Source organism: Leisingera sp. JC11, assembly GCF_040704725.1.
In the GTDB taxonomy this organism is placed as follows: domain Bacteria; phylum Pseudomonadota; class Alphaproteobacteria; order Rhodobacterales; family Rhodobacteraceae; genus Leisingera.
In genome coordinates this window covers 92,621-107,180 of record NZ_JBFCVS010000003.1, presented here as the reverse complement: position 1 = coordinate 107,180, position 14,560 = coordinate 92,621, and the positions used below count along the sequence as shown (strand labels likewise).

Here is a 14,560-nt window from a genome sequence, read left to right as displayed (position 1 = left end):
GCACGGCGGGCGGCCTGACACAGATGCAACCGCATTTTCGGCTTCCACAGCCAAGGCGCTTGCGTGAAAACCGCGATCCGCCTAAGGACGTTGAAACCCTTTCAGAGGCCAACCCGAGCGTTTCCGTGTCGTATCTCCGCCTGATTCCTGCTGTCCTCTTTCTGCTTTGGGGGCAAATGCTGCCGGCGCAGGTGCTGACGGTCAATACTGTCACCCGGCCGCCGTTCTCAATGCTGGAAGAAGGGCGCGACACCGGGTTCTCACTGGAACTGTTCAAGATCCTGGCAGAGCGTCTGGATTGGGAATACCGCATCAACCGCACCGGCAGTTTTGCGGACATGCTGGAAGGTGTCCGCAGCGGCGAGGCAGACCTGGCCGCCGCCAATATCTCGATCACCGCCTCGCGCGAGATTCAGATGGACTTCAGCCATCCGATCTTTGAAAGCGGGCTGCAGATCATGGTGCAGGCCGATGACATTCGCGAGCCGTCGCTTCTGCGGGCGCTGCTGTCCTGGGACCTGGCCGCGGCCATCGGCATCGCCTTTCTGCTGCTGTTCGGCGGCGGCATGATGATGTGGACCTTTGAACGCCGCGCCCAGCCCTATTTCGACCGCCCCCTTAACGAGGCCTGGTTTCCCTCATTCTGGTGGGCGCTGAACCTGGTTGTGAACGGCGGTTTCGAGGAACGGGTGCCGCGCACGCCCATCGGCCGGATGTTCGGCGTGGTGCTGGTTGTCTCGTCGCTGTTTATCGTATCGATCTTCGTCGCCAAGATCACTGCGGTGATGACGGTGGAGGCGATCAGCGGTTCCGTGAATTCGGTGAATGATCTTTATGGCAGATCGGTCGGCACCATCGGCGGCTCAACCGCAGCCGGTTTCCTGGACCGTCGCGAGATCGACTACGCAGCCTTCTCCGGGCTGGAGGAGATGCTTGCTGCGTTCGAGGCGTCTGAAATCAAGGCGGTGGTCTTCGACGCGCCGGTGCTGAACTTCTACGAGCAGCAGGGCGGGCACAAATTCGGCCAGACCATCGGCCAGCCGTTTCTGCGGGAAAACTACGGGCTGGTGTTTCCGGCTGGTTCACCGCTGGTGGAAGAGGTCAACCAGGCGCTGCTGACGATGCAGGAGGACGGCAGCTATGACGCCCTCTACCGCAAGTGGTTCGGCAGCCAGAAATGACGCCGGCCCTCAGTGAAATACCGGTTCTTCGCCGTCGAAGAACGGTGTCATCTGCGCGACAATCACCGCATTCTCTTCCAGCGCCCGCTGCATCAGATCGCGCTCCTCGTCACCGATTTCATGGCCTTCGGCCTCGCGCTCTTCCAGCGTGCCGTATCCAGTGACATCCAGCGGCGCGGTGTCGGCCTGTTTGAGGATCGCCACGGTTTCCCGCACCGCCTCTGCTTCGTCAATGCCCGAGGCATAGATCATCAGCGCCGCGCCCGTGGCGCCGTCGGGCAGGCCGTCGCCGTCCTTGCGGCCGATCTGGACAAGCAGGGTATAGACTTGCTGACGGGAGGGTTTCTTCTTTTCCATGCCGCCGCCATAGCGCCGGGGCAGGGGGATGGTCAATCAAATAGCGCGGGCGGCGCGGGCCGGATGAGCGGGAAACGGAAGCCTTGCGGTCTTTTACTATCGGGCTTTATGTCCAGGCTTAATGATTGATCTTAAGGATACCACGATGCGCATCTCTGCTCTCACCGCCCAGGCAGTGCCCTGGAGAAACGGCGGCGGCGTGACCCGCGAGCTGGCCGTGCACGAAGCAGACGGCCGGATGGTCTGGCGCCTCAGTCTGGCGGATATTGCCCGGAGCGGCCCGTTTTCCGCCTTTCCCGGCCTCGCCCGCATCCATTGCGTGGTCGAAGGCGCAGGCCACACCCTGTCAAATGAAAGCATGCGGCTGGAGGCCCGGCCGCTGGAGCCGTTAAGCTTTGATGGCGGAGTGGAATTGAACTGCCGCTTGCGAGACGGGCCCTGCAGGGCGTTCAACGTGATTTATGACCCGGCACGGGTGACGGCAGAACCCAGGATACTGGCAGACGGCACGGTTCCGGATGCTGAGGGCCGGCAATTGCTGTTCGTCGTCTCCGGCGGCCTGGACATGGCAGGCTCAATTCGTCTCGGCCCAGGAGAAGGGATCGTGACAGAAAGCGCCGTCGGCGCGGTGATCACCGGCGGCGGCGCTGCTATCCAAGTGCGGTTTTTGCCTGTTTAGAGGCTGTTCAGCAGCTCTTTGACCGCGGTCTTGTAGCCTGCAACCACGCTGTCCCGTGCGATATGCCGGCCCTGCTGCACCACATGGCGGCCAGCGCTCCAAACGTCGGTCACAGTGTCATCGCCTGCGGCAAAGCAGAGGCCGTCCAGCATCTGCTCCGGCTTCAGTGCACACAGGGCTGGCACGCCGCTGTCAATCGCCACCAGGTCCGCCAGCGCGCCATCCTCGATCCGCCCGGCATCGCGGCCCAGGGCCTGCGCCCCGCCTTTGGCCGCGCCCAGGTACAGTGTCTCGCCGACCGAGCCCTCGCCGGGCACTAGCACGTTGCGGGCCAGGTCGCGCAGGCGCTGAGAATACTCCAGCGTGCGCAACTCCTCCGGCAGCGAAATCCGCACGTTAGAGTCGGATCCGACCCCGAAAGCACCGTCATGCGTCAGGTATTCCACCCCGTTGAACGGCCCGTCGCCCAGGTTGGCTTCGGTGATCGGGCAGAGGCCGGCGACTGCGCCGGAGCGGGCCATGCCGACGGTTTCGGAGCTGGTCATATGGGTGGCGTGGATCAGGCACCAGTTGCTATCCACAGGCATGTTATGCAGCAGCCATTCAACAGGCCGCGCACCCAGCCAATCGCTGATATCCGCCACTTCCTTGGGCTGTTCGGCGATATGGATATGCACCGGCAGCCCGTCTTGGATCCGCAGCACTTCCGCCAGATCCTCGGGGCAGGTGGCGCGCAGCGAATGCGGCGCGATGCCGACGCTTGCATCCTCGGGCACGTCCCGTGCGGCAATGTCCCGGGCGCGGGTGACGAGCTCTGAGAATTCCGCAACCGAATTGCCAAACCGCTGTTGCCCCCCATTCAGAGCCTGTTTTCCAGCCCCGCCATAAGTATACAGCACCGGCAGATGAGTGAGACCGATGCCGGTCTGGCTGGCAGCGGCAAACACCCGTTCGCTGAGCTCCGTCACAGAGACAAAGTGCGCGCCGCCCGGCTGGTGGTGGACATAGTGGAACTCTCCCACCGAGGCATAACCGGCTTCCAGCATCTCCATGAACACCAGCGCGGCGATGGCCTCGTACTGCTCAGGCGTGATGCGATCCATGAAGCGGTACATCAGCTCGCGCCAGGTCCAGAAGCTGTCCTTGCCGGCCGCGCGGTATTCGGTCATCCCGGCCATGGCGCGCTGGAAGCTGTGGGAGTGCAGGTTGCCCAGCGACGGCAGCAGCACGTCCACCCGTGCGTCCTCAGGCTTTGGTCCGGTCCCGGTTTCGATGGAAGAAATCCGGCCGTTAACAACCGTCAGCCGGAGGTTCTCAACCCAACCCTGGGGCAGGCGGGCGCGCTGGGCAAATATGGTCTGCATCTGACTCTCTTATGTGTAGATGTAATACCATTAGCGCCATGTTTATTTTGCGGCAAGGGTTTTACTCAGGAGAGGCAGCAGCCCAACAAAAAACGCGCCCGTGCAGGGCGCGTTCAATGGGCTGGTGTTGCCGTGCGGATCAGTCGCGCAGCAGCTCGTTGATGCCGGTCTTGGAGCGGGTCTTTTCGTCCACCCGCTTCACGATCACCGCGCAGTAGAGGCTGATGTTGTTCTTCGACGGCATCGAGCCTGCCACAACAACCGAGTAGGGCGGCACTTCGCCGTACATCACTTCGCCGGTCTCGCGGTCGACGATCTTGGTGGACTTGCCGATGAACACGCCCATGCCCAGAACCGAGCCTTCGCGCACGATGCAGCCCTCGACCACCTCGGAACGGGCGCCGATGAAGCAGTTGTCCTCGATGATGGTGGGGCCGGCCTGCATCGGTTCCAGCACGCCGCCGATGCCGACGCCGCCCGACAGGTGCACGTTTTTGCCGATCTGGGCGCAGGAGCCGACGGTGGCCCAGGTGTCGACCATGGTGCCTTCGTCGACATAAGCGCCGAGGTTCACGAAGGAGGGCATCAGCACCGCGCCCGGCGCGATATAGGCGGACTTGCGGACGACGCAGTTCGGCACTGCGCGGAAGCCTGCGGATTTCCAGTCAGCTTCGCCCCAGCCGGCAAACTTGCTGTCGACCTTGTCCCACCAGCCGCCGGCCTGCGGGCCGCCTTCGTGGATTTCCATGTCCTTGATGCGGAAGCCCAGCAGCACCGCTTTCTTGGCCCACTGGTTCACATGCCAGTCGCCGTTCTCCAGCTTCTCGGCCACCCGCAGCTTGCCCGAGTCGAGCGCGTTCAGGGTGTCTTCGATGGCTTCACGCTGCTCGCCGGTGGTGGCGGGGGTGATGGTGTCGCGCGCCTCCCAGGCGGCTTCGATCGCTGCTTCCAGCTGGGCGTTGGACATGGGTGTTCCTCCGGCATCGGTTAGATTCGCAGCTTCATACCGGCAAACCGCCCGCAGGTCATGTCCGGATTGCGTCCAAAATGCCGCGCCTGACGGCGTTTTGCCCGTTGCCTGAGGCCGTCAGCGCACCCGGCGCAGGTGGCGGCGCAGAATCTCGCAGGCTCCGGCGGCATCGCGCCGGGCCATTGCCTGAACGATGGCGGCATGGTCCGCATCCACGCGGCGGTTCCATTGGTGCTGCCAGTTGGCAAACAGGTGGCGTGCAGCGGCAATATGTAGGTCGTCGATGGACGCAAGCAGCCGGGGCATTGCGCAGGGTGCCAGGATCACGTGGTGAAAGGCGCGGTTGAGCCGTTCCCAGCCCGCCATGTCCTCTGCCGCGTCGCAGGCCAGGCGGGCGGCGTCTGCAGCTTCGACATCCTCTGGCGTCAACCGGGGGAAAGCGTGGGTCAGCGCCAGTACCTCCAGCGCAACCCGCATTTCGATCACCTCGCGGATCTCGGCTGGGTTCAGGGCGCTGACACGGGTGCCGCGGCGGGGTTCAGAGACTGCCAGACCGTGCGCCTCCAGCCGCAGCAGGGCTTCGCGCACCGGCACGTGGCTGGCCTCGAACTCGCGGGCGATATGGTCCTGGCGCAGCTTCTCGCCGGCAGGCAGGCTGCCGGTGATGATGCGCTCGCTCAAGCTCAGATAGATCGTATCGGCGATAGTTGCGGACATGCTATTCCGATAGGGCCGCCTGCGCTTTCCCGCAAGGGTTATCCCAGCGGATCCGGGGCGATGTTGCCGCCGCAGACCAGGACCGCAACGCGTTCGCCCGGCTCCGGCCGGTAGGCGCCGCACATCAGCGCCGCCAGCGCGGTGGCGCCTGCAGGCTCCACCAGGATCCGCCGCTCACGCCAGAGTGCAGTCTGGGCCCGCGTGATGGCACTGTCCGGCACGGTCAGGGAGGTGATGCCCTGTGCCGCAGCCAGCTCAAAGCAGATGCTGCCGATGCGTCTGGCGCCCAAAGCGTTGGCTGCCACGCCGGAGACTTCAACATCGACCGGCTGCCTGGCCGCCAGCGCCGCATTCAGCGCGCAGGAGGTTTCCGGCTCCACCGCGACGATTTTCCTAACCCCTTGGAACCAGGCCAGTGCGCCGCCGATCAGCCCGCCGCCGCCCACCGCAATCAGCAGGGTATCAGCCTCCAGCCCCTGGGCCTGCCATTCGGCAAAGCAGGTGCCCTGACCGGCGACGGTGGCGGGGGCGTCATAGGCGTGAACCTGCATGGCCCCGGTTTCCTGCTCATAGGCCTGCGCCTGCTCCAGCGCGTTGGCATAGGCGCCGGGCACCACCTGCAGATCGGCGCCGGTGCGCTCGATCAGCGAAATCTTGGCGGGGCCGGCCATCTCCGGCACATAGATCCTCGCCCTGTGGCCCAGCTGATGCGCGGCATAGGCCGCCGCGGCACCGTGGTTGCCGCCGGAGGCCGCGACCAGACCGGCTGCGGGCACCTCCTGGCTCAGCAGCGTGTTGAAGGCGCCGCGGGCCTTGAAGCTTCCGGTGTGCTGCATGTGCTCCAGCTTCAGCTCCACAGGGAACTCCAGTCCGAAGCCCTGCGTCTGCATCACCGGAGTGCGCTGCACATGGGGGCGGATGCGCTCTGCCGCCGCGGTGATTTCACTCTGCCAGTCCATGCGCTGCCCTCCTGCCTGCTGCGCCGGAACCTTAGCCGCACCGGGTCCGGGGGCAAGCGGAACGGCGCGTTCTGATGCATTCTTGATTGGCGCTAACAGCCAAGGACGGTTACAAAGGAAGTCCTGTTATTTTTTACCTGGATTGCCCATGACCGAAGACCGCCACAGCCGTTTCAGCGATGCCCATACCGACCGGAACCGGGCAGAGCATGTGCCCGCCACGCCGCAAACACGGTCACCTGCCTATCGTCTGGCCTTTGCCGACCAGGATTTCATGTACCGGGAAGAGCTGCGCCCGGTGCGGCTGCAGCTGGAACTCCTGAAACCGGAGCTGATGCTGAACGAGCATGGCATCGAAAGCACGATCGTCATGTTCGGCGGCGCCCGCATCCCGGATCCGAAGCACAAGGACAGGGCGCGCACCCAGACTCTGGCGGATCTTTCGCATTTCTATGACGAAGCGCGCGAATTTGCCCGGCTGATGACTGAAAAGTCGAAGCAAAGCGGCGGCCGTCAAAATGTTGTGGTCACCGGCGGCGGACCCGGCGTGATGGAGGCAGGCAACCGCGGCGCGCAGGATGCCGGCGGCCATTCCATCGGCCTGTCAATCGTGCTGCCGCATGAGCAAGCGCCAAACGGCTATGTGACCCCGGACCTCAGCTTCAATTTCCACTACTTCGCGATCCGCAAGATGCATTTCCTGATGCGGGCGCGGGCGATCACCGTGTTCCCGGGCGGTTTCGGCACCCTGGATGAGCTGTTCGAAAGCCTGACGCTTATTCAGACCGGGCGGATGGAGCGGGTGCCGTTCCTTCTGTTCGGCAAGGAGTTCTGGGACCGGATCATCAACTGGGAGGCACTGGCCGATGCGGGCACCATCTCGGATCAGGATCTTGACCTGTTCCGCGTGGTCGATACCGCGCAGGAAGCTGTGCAGATCATTGACAATTGGGAGCCCGCGCCGCCACGCGACAGCCTGCCAGGCCGCGAGCGCTGAACGCAGCGTGAACTGCTGCTGCCGGGATCAGGCGAATTCCGGCGGCAGTCTGCCCACTTCATCTCCGGTTGTCAGCCGGGTGAGGATCTGGGTGCCTTCCACGGTTTTCACTGCATAACCGTAGCCGCGCAGGCGGAATTGCCATTCCCGCGGGCTCAGCGCCTTTTGGCGTTCACTGCGGATCAGGTCCAGAACACTGGGGTCAATCGGGGCGGTCTTTCGTTCCATCGGAGCCATCTGCGTTCCCTTCTGAAATTTTGATTGTCCGTAATCTGGAAACTGTTTGCCGCAAGCGGCGGAATTTGAGCCGGATTGGGGAAAGAATGCGGCAGCCTGAGCAACGGCGCTTACTGTGCCCGTCAAGCAACAGGCGGGCAGCCAAGTGATCTGATAGCAGACGGCCCGGCATTTCCGGCAGAAAACCGCGTTCCGCCAGCCCGTGCACCCGCTGGTATTTGCCATTTTCCGAAAACTCTCTGGTGTTCGCGCCTCCTGCGCCCGGAAACCGGCCAAACTTGGCCACATTTGCAAACAAAAACTTATCGGCGGTGGAGCAGTGGAGATTACCCATGACCGAAGTTACAGACTACACGGCGCTGCTGGCCTATACCTCGGGCAGCAATTACCGTTGGAACAGCCAGGCAAGACTCGGCACCCAGTCTGTGGTCACCTACAGCTTCGTCAGCAACGGGGATCTGGGCAATGCAGCTGATGACCCTTACGGCGCAACCAGCTACTGGTCCTTCAACAGCACTCAGCGCAGTTACTTCCGCCAGGCGCTGGCGGAATTCGAAGAAGTCTCAGGCCTGATTTTCGTCGAAACCGATGGCCCGGCGATGATTGATGTATTCGGCTACAACGGCGGCACAGCAGCCGGCTGGGCGAATTATGCTTGGGCCAGCGCCTATTCCACCGGCCAAGGCAGCCTGGCAATCCAGGGCAGCAGCATGGCCCCGGGCACCTACGGGTATGAAACCATCCTGCACGAAATCGGCCACGCCGTGGGGCTGGAACATTCCCATGACGGAGAAAATACGCTGGCGGACCATTTGGACGATCAGGCCCACACCGTCATGACGTACAATTATGGCGGCTACAACGCCACGGAACTGGGCACCTTGGATGTCCAGGCGCTGCAGCACCTATATGGCGGGGCAGCAGGGACAGAGGATTGGAACGCCTTCGTCAATGCCGGAGGCGATGTCGTGATTAAGGCCAGCAGCCGGTCCGAGTTTGTTTTGGCGACAGGCCAGGATACCAGAGTCTTTGCCTATGGCGGCAATGACACGGTCAAGGGGCGCGAGGCCGATGACTTTCTTTCCGGCGGAAACGGCAGTGACCGGGTCACCGGCAGTAATGGCAGAGACACGCTGAGCGGCGGTGCAGGCGCGGATACCTTGGTCGGCGGCATCAACGGGTCAGACTTTTCCGGCGCGAATGGCGAACGGGATGTGCTTCGCGGCGGTTCGGGCAACGACCGGCTGTTCGGCGGGCGCGGCAATGACGTGCTTCAGGGCGGCGACGGGCACGACCGCCTCGTCGGCGGCGACGGTTCCGATATCCTCTATGGCGGCAGGCACGCGGATATCTTCATCTTCAAGGCCGCCGACTACAACGATAATGACGTCATCCGGGATTTCGGCCGCGGCAACGATCGAATCAAATTCGAAGGGACTGGTGCGGACAGTTTCAGCGATCTCACGATCTCCCAGCAGGATGGGAACACGCTGATCAGCTACTACGGCAACTACAATATTGAGCTCACCGGCTACACCGGCGGGCTGACCGCGGACGATTTCATTTTCAGTTAAGGCAGCCGGGGACCCTGCCGCAGCGGGGCCGGAGCCGGGTTATTTCATCCCGGCTTCGGCCTCAATCTGCTTGCGGCTCTTGCGGGCGCGTTCGGTGGCCGATTTCAGCTGGCCGCAGGCTGCCATGATGTCCTCGCCGCGTGTCTTGCGGATCGGCGAGGCATAGCCGGCCTGGTAGATGATATTGGCAAAGGCATGGATGCGATTGTTGGAGCTGCGCTTATAGGGCGCGCCCGGCCATTCGTTGAACGGGATCAGGTTGATCTTGGCCGGGATGTTGTAGCGCTTGATGTGGTCGATCAGCCGGTGCGCGTCCTCATCCGAGTCGTTCACCCCGTCCAGCATCACGTATTCAAACGTGATCCGTTCCGAGTTCGACGCCTTGGGATAGTCCGCCAGCGCTTGCAGCAGCTCGTCGATGTTCCAGCGCTTGTTGATCGGCACCAGCACGTCGCGGGTCTCGTTGGTGGTGGCATGGAAGGAAATTGCCAGCAGGCAGCCGATTTCCTCGGCTGTCCGCGCAATCTCCGGCACCACGCCGGAAGTGGAGAGCGTGATCCGGCGGCGGCTGAGCGAGATGCCCTCCGGGTCCATCGCGATCTTCATCGCGTCGCGCACGTTGTCGAAGTTGTAGAGCGGCTCGCCCATGCCCATCAGCACGATGTTGGACAGCAGCCGGGTTTCCTCCTTGGGTGCACCCGGTACCGGCCATTCCTCCAGATCGTCGCGCGCCATCATCACCTGGCCGACAATCTCTGCCGGGGTCAGATTGCGCACCAGTTTCTGGGTGCCGGTATGGCAGAAGGAGCAGGTCAGGGTGCAGCCCACCTGGGAGGAGATGCACAGGGTGCCGCGGTCATCCTCGGGGATATAGACCACCTCGACCTCGTGGCCGCCGTTGATCCGCACCAGATACTTGCGGGTGCCGTCGGTCGACACCTGCTTGCTCACCACCTCGGGGATGCGGATCTCAAAGGTCTCCGCCAGCTGCGCGCGGTAGGCTTTTGCCAGGTTGGTCATGTCGGCAAAGTCGCGCTTGCCCCACTGGTAGATCCACTGCCAGATCTGACCGACCCGCATCTTGGCCTGCTTTTCCGGCGTGCCGTGCTCGATCAGCAGTTCGCGCATCCGCTCGCGGGTCAGGCCGACAAGATTGATCTTGCCGCCCTCGGGCTCCTTGCGGGGCAGGGTCATTACATCCTGAGTGATCGGCGCGCTGGCGGTCATGGCAAAAGCCTCGGTGCTGGTGGGCGGATGCGGCTCTATATAGGATTTCAGCCGAAGATCAAAAGGAATCCGCGGAAATCAGGTTTCGCATTGGCGGCCGGGCGGTCACTGGCTCATCCGCACCAGCTCGTCGACCCGCTCCCGCCCCAGGGTTGTCCAGCAGGCCCGGGTGGCAATGCCGGCGTCTTCCGGCACCGGATGCGCAGCCCCGATATAACTGCAGTGAGCGGCGCGAAACGCTTCCCAGGCGGTTTGGCTCGCCATCAGCGCAGCCTCTGTCTCTGTCCCGCCTCTGTTGTTGTCGCGCTCGGCAGCCGTGACCATTGCTGCTTCCAGCGCGTTGAACAGCGCCGCTTCCACTCCCTCCTCGTCCTCGGCCACGCAGCTGCCGACCTCCTCTTGGCTGCCCTCGCCGCATTCCAGCGCCGGATTGGCTTGGGCGGGCAAAGCAAACAGCACAACCGCAAGGCAGGGGATCGGGAGAAAGGCTGAGTTCAGCATGGCAGGCACCTCCTGTTCCCATGCTACGCGCCCCGCGGCTTTCAAACAAGAAAACCCCGGCGCGGGCCGGGGTCTTGTCGCTCCGCATACATGCAGAGGGTTACTTGCTGCAGCGCTTCTCTGCGTCTTCCACCGCAGCGGTGAAGCCCAGGAGCGAGAAGGTGTCCTTGGTCTGGGTGCCGCGGGCCGAACGCGCGGTCAGCACCGCATCGGCACCGCGCTTCATGGCGGTGACGATCTTGGCATCATCCGCAGGCGTTGCCGGCCAGGCCCATTCGCCCTCGGTGAACAGCTCGAACTCGGAATCGCCGATCGCCATGTTCACGGTCGAGCCCGGCGCAAACGGATAGCCGCCGGTAAAGCTCACCTCGCCCTTGGGCGCATCGCCGCTGCGGAAGGTGACAAACAGCTGGATCTCGCTGCGGCGCACCGCCACGACGCGGCCGTCGCGGGTGTTCACGGTCTCCTTCGGCGCGGAAACCCCCCAGCATTCGTTCGGATCGTTGCCTTCGAAAACGCTCCAATCCACCTTGGCCGCAACCCGGTTGTTCGACGTTTCCTGAGCAGTTGCGGTTGTTGCCAATGCTGCCAGACACAGGCCCGCAGCCACGCGGGCGAGTTTCAATGCCATTTGTCCCGACTCCAAGACTGTTCTTTCATACCTCAAAACCAAGCAAAGGGCCCGCAGCGTTCATCCGCTGTCTGGTCCCGATCCCCTCGCTTGCGCTACACAAGCACACTAACGTAACTAGCACCACGGGCGAAAGTGCGTTTTGGCGGGATTTCGCCCAGAAATCCGCACGCAAACATGAGGGGAGATATCATGCCGAAACCAGTGCCCATGGCCGAAGTCTGGCGCGGCCCGCTGCTGGAAAGCCTGCACCTGGGCCATGCCGTCATTTGCGACGCCTCCGGCCAGGTGGTGCGCAGCTGGGGCGATCCGGACGCGGTGATCTATCCGCGCAGCTCTGCCAAGATGATCCAGGCGCTGCCGCTGATCACCTCAGGCGCCGCCGCACGCTACGGGCTCACGTCCGAACAGCTGGCGCTGGCCTGCGCCTCCCACAACGGCGCGCATATCCATACCGACCGGGTAAACGCCTGGCTGGGTCAGCTGGGCATGGATGATGATGATTTCCGCTGCGGTCCGCAGCTGCCGGACGATATTCCCGCCCGCAACGAGCTGATCAAGACCGACAGCAGCCCCTGCCAGGTGCACAACAACTGCTCCGGCAAGCACGCAGGCTTCCTGACCCTGAACCAGTACCTGGGGGGCGGCGCAGAGTACATCGAGATGGACCACCCGGTGCAGCAGGCCTGCCTGGCGGCGTTTGAGGAAACCACCGGCCAGGACAGCCCCGGCTATGGCATCGACGGCTGCTCGGCGCCGAACTTTGCCACCACCGTCACCGGGCTGGCGCGGTCGATGGCCTGGTTTGCCAGCGCCGCGGACCGTTCCGACCGCGCCTCCGAGGCGGCGCAGCAGCTGGTTGCCGCCATGACCGCGCATCCGGAGCTGGTCGCGGGCGAAACCCGCTGCTGCACCAACCTGATGCGCGCCATGGGCGGCAAGGTAGCGATCAAGACCGGGGCCGAGGCGGTGTTCATCGCCATCCTGCCGGAACAGAAACTGGGGGTCGCGCTGAAGATTGTCGATGGCACCACCCGCGCCAGCGAATGCGCGATTGCGGCGCTGATGGTCAGCCTGGGCGTGCTGGAAGCGGATCATCCGGAGACCCGCAAATACATGAACAAGATGCTCTACAGCCGCCGCGGGCTGGAGTGCGGGTCAATCCGCCCCGCTGCCGAGCTGCTGTTCTGAAAACAAAATGCCCCGGGCTCAATCCCGGGGCATTTGCGTTACATCTCCATATCGATGATCTCGGCCACTTCAACCGAACCGCTGCCATCCGCCACCATCGGGCAGCCCTTGGCCATCTCGCAGGCGGAGTCCTGATCAGACGCTTCCACCACCGAATAGCCCGACAGCGGATTAGCGCCGCCATTGTCCGCCACCCCGCCGGCGCTGACGGTCTTGGACAGGCCCACCGGGGCGCCCGGCACTTTCAGCGCGTCCCCCATTGCCCCCATCCAGTCCTTCCAGGCCTGCATGACCTTGGCGCCCTCTTCCTCGCTCTCCGGAGTCTTGCCGCCGTGATAGGCAAAAATGAACTGTGGCATTGGTCTTCTCCCTTGGTTGCAGTGAAATACGGTTCAGGAAGCTGCGCCCAGCTGTGCCTCCAGCTTGCGCAGGGTCGAGGTCCAGCCTTCTTCATGGCGCGCAGCAATGCCGTCGTCGCCAAGGTCGCGGTGATCGACCAGCAGCAGGGCGCCGTCCCCGGCCGCTGCGATGGTAAAGGTCACATGGCTCTCGGCGCCGCGGCTGCCGTCCTCCTCGTGCCAGGCCCAGGTGAAGCCAACGGATTTCGGCACATCCACATGAGTCACCTGGCCGGAAACATGGAACCGCTGACCGTCGCTGTTCTGCATGACCGAATACCAGGGGCCGGTGCGGCTCAGGTTCAGGTCATGCTCAGGGATGGTGACACCTTCCGGCCCCCACCATTTCAGCAGCTTGTCCGGTGTGGTCACCCACGCGAACAGCTTTTCAGGGGTGACCGGGAAAATCCGTTTCAGCTGCAGGTCGCTCATGCGCCGTCCTCCATCAGGGCCGCTTCCAGCCGTTTCAGGCTGCCATCCCAGAAGGCGCGGCGGGACTGGGTCCATTCGGCAATCATCCGCAGCCCTTCGGGACGTGCGGAATACAGCCGCCGGGTGCCGTCGGCCCGCTGCGTCACCAGACCGGCCTCGCGCAGCACTTTCAGATGGCGGGAAATGGCAGGGGCAGAAATGCCAGCGCCAGGTGCCAGATCCCCGGCAGGCAGTTCGCCTTGTGCAATCAATTGATCCACAATCGACAGGCGGGTCTCATCCGACAGGGCGGCAAAGGATTTCAGAATCGGTGTCATGCCTATTTTTAGCATGATTGTTAATTAAGTAAAATGTTAAGTATGGGCGGGGCCGGCGCCGGCCCTCACAGCATATCCCACAGCAGCTTGGCCGCCAGCGAGACAGACGTCACCACCAACAGCGGCTTGATCACCTTTGCCCCCTGCTCCTTGGCCAGTCCCGCACCTGCCCGCGCCCCTGCGATCTGGGCGCAGCCCATCAGCAAGCCAGTGATCCACCAGGGCGTGGCAAAGAAGGAAAACGCCAGCAGACCCCCTGCATTAGAGGCGAAATTCAACAGTTTGGTATGGGCGGTGGCCCGCAGGATGCCGTAGCCCGCCAGCGACACAAAGGCGAGCATGTAGAAGCTGCCCGCCCCCGGCCCCAGCAAACCGTCATAGGCGCCGCACAAGGGGATTATGGCGGCGGTGAACAGGGCCGGGGACAGGCGGCGGTGCCGGTCCAGATCGTCCAGCCCCTTCTTCAGCGCAAAGAAAATGGCGATCCCGATCAGCAGCACCGGCAGGATCATCCGGATCCATTCAGTGGGCAGGTAGGCGACCAGGAACGCGCCCGCAACTGCCGCCGCAAAGGCAATCAGCGCAGGCCCGACCTGGGCCTTCAGGTCAACATGCCCGGCGCGTGCATATGTGGCCGCCGCCGTGGCGGCGCCGAACAAACCTTGTATCTTGTTTGTCGACAGCGCAGTGACCGGATTGGCCCCGGCCAGCAGCAGAACCGGAACCGTGATCAGCCCGCCGCCGCCGGCAATCGCGTCGATGAACCCGGCGGCAAACCCCGCTGCCAGCAACAGCAGCAGGGTTTCAAAACCCACTTCCAGCATGCGG

General features: G+C 63.4%; 19 protein-coding genes. 5 read left to right on the top strand and 14 right to left on the bottom strand.

What is annotated here, in order from left to right:
• Positions 1 to 176 precede the first annotated feature (176 nt).
• Positions 177 to 1,181 carry a transporter substrate-binding domain-containing protein gene (locus AB1A62_RS04245; protein WP_366660165.1) on the top strand — a complete coding sequence of 335 codons (1,005 nt, stop codon included), beginning with the start codon at positions 177 to 179 and terminating at the stop codon, positions 1,179 to 1,181.
• 9 nt (positions 1,182 to 1,190) lie between these two features.
• On the opposite strand, the gene AB1A62_RS04240 is transcribed toward AB1A62_RS04245, so the two are convergent.
• A complete protein-coding gene (locus AB1A62_RS04240; protein ID WP_260016840.1) occupies positions 1,191 to 1,538 on the bottom strand; it encodes a hypothetical protein in 348 nt (115 codons plus the stop codon).
• 145 nt (positions 1,539 to 1,683) lie between these two features.
• On the opposite strand from AB1A62_RS04240, the gene AB1A62_RS04235 reads away from it, so the two are divergent.
• Positions 1,684 to 2,217: a HutD family protein gene (locus AB1A62_RS04235; protein WP_366660163.1), complete on the top strand. Its 534-nt coding sequence runs from the start codon at positions 1,684 to 1,686 to the stop codon at positions 2,215 to 2,217.
• On the opposite strand, the gene AB1A62_RS04230 is transcribed toward AB1A62_RS04235, so the two are convergent.
• The 4 genes from AB1A62_RS04230 to AB1A62_RS04215 all read right to left on the bottom strand — a co-directional run bounded on the left by AB1A62_RS04230 (position 2,214) and on the right by AB1A62_RS04215 (position 6,227).
• Complete coding sequence (locus AB1A62_RS04230; protein WP_366660162.1) at positions 2,214 to 3,581, bottom strand: formimidoylglutamate deiminase; 1,368 nt, start codon at positions 3,579 to 3,581, stop codon at positions 2,214 to 2,216. The two genes, AB1A62_RS04235 and AB1A62_RS04230, sit on opposite strands and share 4 nt — an antisense overlap.
• 139 nt (positions 3,582 to 3,720) lie before the next feature.
• On the bottom strand, positions 3,721 to 4,548 hold the full coding sequence (gene dapD / locus AB1A62_RS04225) for a 2,3,4,5-tetrahydropyridine-2,6-dicarboxylate N-succinyltransferase (RefSeq protein WP_366660161.1): 828 nt from the start codon (positions 4,546 to 4,548) through the stop codon (positions 3,721 to 3,723).
• A gap of 120 nt (positions 4,549 to 4,668) precedes the next feature.
• A complete protein-coding gene (locus AB1A62_RS04220) occupies positions 4,669 to 5,268 on the bottom strand; it encodes a GntR family transcriptional regulator (protein WP_366660159.1) in 600 nt (199 codons plus the stop codon).
• 38 nt (positions 5,269 to 5,306) lie between these two features.
• Positions 5,307 to 6,227, bottom strand: coding sequence for a threonine/serine dehydratase (locus AB1A62_RS04215; RefSeq protein WP_366660158.1), 921 nt, complete (start codon positions 6,225 to 6,227; stop codon positions 5,307 to 5,309).
• 148 nt (positions 6,228 to 6,375) lie between these two features.
• Between AB1A62_RS04215 and AB1A62_RS04210 the strand changes: the two genes are divergently transcribed.
• A complete protein-coding gene (locus AB1A62_RS04210; protein WP_366660157.1) occupies positions 6,376 to 7,224 on the top strand; it encodes a TIGR00730 family Rossman fold protein in 849 nt (282 codons plus the stop codon).
• Between the two features lie 27 nt (positions 7,225 to 7,251).
• Here AB1A62_RS04210 and AB1A62_RS04205 read toward each other — a convergent pair whose 3' ends face one another.
• Together AB1A62_RS04205 and AB1A62_RS04200 are read right to left on the bottom strand one after the other, a co-directional pair.
• On the bottom strand, positions 7,252 to 7,461 hold the full coding sequence (locus AB1A62_RS04205; protein ID WP_222477152.1) for a hypothetical protein: 210 nt from the start codon (positions 7,459 to 7,461) through the stop codon (positions 7,252 to 7,254).
• Positions 7,427 to 7,795 carry a hypothetical protein gene (locus tag AB1A62_RS04200; protein WP_366660155.1) on the bottom strand — a complete coding sequence of 123 codons (369 nt, stop codon included), beginning with the start codon at positions 7,793 to 7,795 and terminating at the stop codon, positions 7,427 to 7,429. The genes AB1A62_RS04205 and AB1A62_RS04200 overlap by 35 nt, the downstream gene beginning before the upstream one ends.
• Here AB1A62_RS04200 and AB1A62_RS04195 point away from each other — a divergent pair.
• The gene (locus tag AB1A62_RS04195) at positions 7,794 to 9,035 is read left to right on the top strand and encodes a reprolysin-like metallopeptidase (protein ID WP_366660153.1); all 1,242 of its coding nucleotides are present in this window, start codon (positions 7,794 to 7,796) and stop codon (positions 9,033 to 9,035) included. The two genes, AB1A62_RS04200 and AB1A62_RS04195, sit on opposite strands and share 2 nt — an antisense overlap.
• A 39-nt stretch (positions 9,036 to 9,074) precedes the next feature.
• Here AB1A62_RS04195 and rlmN read toward each other — a convergent pair whose 3' ends face one another.
• From rlmN to AB1A62_RS04180, 3 genes are all read right to left on the bottom strand, one after another.
• Positions 9,075 to 10,262 (bottom strand): 23S rRNA (adenine(2503)-C(2))-methyltransferase RlmN, encoded by a 1,188-nt coding sequence (gene rlmN, locus AB1A62_RS04190; protein ID WP_366660151.1) that lies wholly within the window; start codon positions 10,260 to 10,262, stop codon positions 9,075 to 9,077.
• Positions 10,263 to 10,367: 105 nt separating this feature from the next.
• Entirely contained in the window at positions 10,368 to 10,763 is a 396-nt protein-coding gene (locus AB1A62_RS04185) for a lysozyme inhibitor LprI family protein (protein ID WP_366660150.1), read from the bottom strand.
• Between the two features lie 100 nt (positions 10,764 to 10,863).
• The gene (locus AB1A62_RS04180; RefSeq protein WP_366660149.1) at positions 10,864 to 11,394 is read right to left on the bottom strand and encodes an invasion associated locus B family protein; all 531 of its coding nucleotides are present in this window, start codon (positions 11,392 to 11,394) and stop codon (positions 10,864 to 10,866) included.
• A gap of 192 nt (positions 11,395 to 11,586) precedes the next feature.
• Here AB1A62_RS04180 and AB1A62_RS04175 point away from each other — a divergent pair, with 192 nt between their 5' ends.
• On the top strand, positions 11,587 to 12,585 hold the full coding sequence (locus tag AB1A62_RS04175) for an asparaginase (RefSeq protein ID WP_366660148.1): 999 nt from the start codon (positions 11,587 to 11,589) through the stop codon (positions 12,583 to 12,585).
• Between the two features lie 38 nt (positions 12,586 to 12,623).
• On the opposite strand, the gene AB1A62_RS04170 is transcribed toward AB1A62_RS04175, so the two are convergent.
• The 4 genes from AB1A62_RS04170 to AB1A62_RS04155 form a co-directional block, all read right to left on the bottom strand.
• The gene (locus AB1A62_RS04170; protein ID WP_366660146.1) at positions 12,624 to 12,944 is read right to left on the bottom strand and encodes a YciI family protein; all 321 of its coding nucleotides are present in this window, start codon (positions 12,942 to 12,944) and stop codon (positions 12,624 to 12,626) included.
• Positions 12,945 to 12,977: 33 nt separating this feature from the next.
• Entirely contained in the window at positions 12,978 to 13,415 is a 438-nt protein-coding gene (locus AB1A62_RS04165) for an SRPBCC domain-containing protein (protein ID WP_366660145.1), read from the bottom strand.
• Positions 13,412 to 13,732: a metalloregulator ArsR/SmtB family transcription factor gene (locus AB1A62_RS04160; protein ID WP_366660143.1), complete on the bottom strand. Its 321-nt coding sequence runs from the start codon at positions 13,730 to 13,732 to the stop codon at positions 13,412 to 13,414. The genes AB1A62_RS04165 and AB1A62_RS04160 overlap by 4 nt, the downstream gene beginning before the upstream one ends.
• 65 nt (positions 13,733 to 13,797) lie before the next feature.
• Entirely contained in the window at positions 13,798 to 14,556 is a 759-nt protein-coding gene (locus tag AB1A62_RS04155) for a TSUP family transporter (RefSeq protein WP_366660141.1), read from the bottom strand.
• Positions 14,557 to 14,560 lie beyond the last annotated feature (4 nt).